We start from the raw sequence: 1742 nt of genomic DNA on the forward strand, positions 1-1742 counted from the left end.
GACCCGTCCGCGTTCAGCGAGAACCCGTCGACCGGCTGCGCGATGGAGAAGCTCTGCGTATCGCCGCTGTCCACGTCCGCCGCCGACATCTGGCCCGTGGCGAACCGCCCATCTTCCGTTGCCCGAGCGGTTGCCGCCGTCAAAATCGGGGCATCATTTGTGCCTCGTACATTGACCTCCACATGCTGAGTAGCCCTCGATCCGTCGCTGGAGACGGCCTCGATGTCGAATCCCATGACAGTTTGCAGTCCGGCGCTCAGGTGCTGGGCGGCGGCGTTGTCAAGCTTGAAAGACCACTGCCCCGCGGCATCCACGGTGAAGGTGCCATAGGCATTGGTGGTGGTTTGCGGCGTGAACGACACAGTGTCATGCGTGTCGGCGTCATGCGCCTGCAAGGAACCTGTGACCTGCACACTTGTGTCTTCGACAACGTCCCCGATCGCCTGAACGAGTGCTCTTGGCGTGTCGATTACGACCCCGTCTTCGTGCCCTTTGATGGTGACCGTCAAGGGGATACGTGTGCCATCTGACGTCACCAGCACCGCGGTTTCATGCAGGTTCTCACCGGTCTTCAGACCCTGGATATCCGGATTGCCGTTGTCGGCGGCATACCTCCACTTGTCATGGCCGTCGGTGCTGTGTGTCGTCTGGAAGTATCCGTAAGTGCCGTGAGCGATCGTCGAGAAACTTTGAAGCACACCTCCAACCTCGATCCCCACTAAATGGCTTTCACTTGCACCATCAGGATCCCGAACATCGATCGTATTCCAGTAAGTTTCCAACTGCCCGGAGCTTGCCGCCCGGTCTTCCGTGATGCTTCCGGTTGTTGCTCCGGAAACAACCGGCGCATCATTGGTGCCTGTTACTGTAACGACCAGGTTCTCGGTGTCGGTTGCTCCGGCACTGTCGGTGACTATCACCGGGATGGTGACTTGCTGTGTCTGACCGGCCGCGAGATGCTGATAGGCGGCATGGGAGGGATCGAAGGACCACGAGCCATCGGCATGCATCGTGAAGCCGTCGACAGACTGACCGGCCGCATAGGTCTGGCTGTCGCCATGATCGATATCGGTGGCCGACATCTGGCCGGTGACGGTCTTTCCGTCCTCGGTGGCCGAGGCCGTGGCGGCTGTCAGGACAGGCGCGTCATTGGTGCCGTGGATCGTGATCCGGATCCGGTGGGCCGTGCCGTCGGCCGAATGCACCTCGTAGACCGCGTGGCCTTCCTGCCCGGCCGCGAGCGCCTGGACGGCGGGATGGGTGTTGTCGACCTCGTAGCCCCAGTTGCCGACACGGTCGATGTGCAGACTTCCGCCAAACGGGTCCGAGATCGCATGCTCGCCAAAGCGGTTATACTGGAAATGATCCCAAGCTGTGCCGTCCGGATCATGCACGGACAGGCTCCCGCCGACCGCGAGCGGATGCGCCGATGATGGCCAGACATTCCGGTCCTCGGTGACATCCCCGGTGTCGGTGCCGGTGATGACGGCGGCATCCGGTGTTGCACCGAGGGTCAGGGAGGCGCTCTGGGCCACGCTGCCGCCATGACCGTCGGTGACCTGGTAGCTCAGCGTGACCGGGCCGTTGTAGTTCGGGTCCGGCGTGAAGGTGAAGCCGTGCGCGGCATCGCCGGTGATGGTCCCGTGGCTTGCACTCAGTCCCGTCACGGACAGGTGGTCACCCGTATCGATGTCGGTGGCATGGGCCAGAAGCTGCGCTGCCGAGATCGAAACGGCCTTGTC

General features: G+C 62.4%; 1 protein-coding gene. It reads right to left on the reverse strand.

Translation table 11 applies throughout. The annotated features are described in order from the left end of the window. A partial coding sequence (locus tag JM93_RS21620; RefSeq protein WP_170230801.1) for a VCBS domain-containing protein occupies nt 1-1742 on the reverse strand: 1742 nt, incomplete at both ends.

Origin of the sequence: Roseibium hamelinense (assembly GCF_007830545.1) — a bacterium.
Lineage (GTDB): Bacteria > Pseudomonadota > Alphaproteobacteria > Rhizobiales > Stappiaceae > Roseibium > Roseibium hamelinense.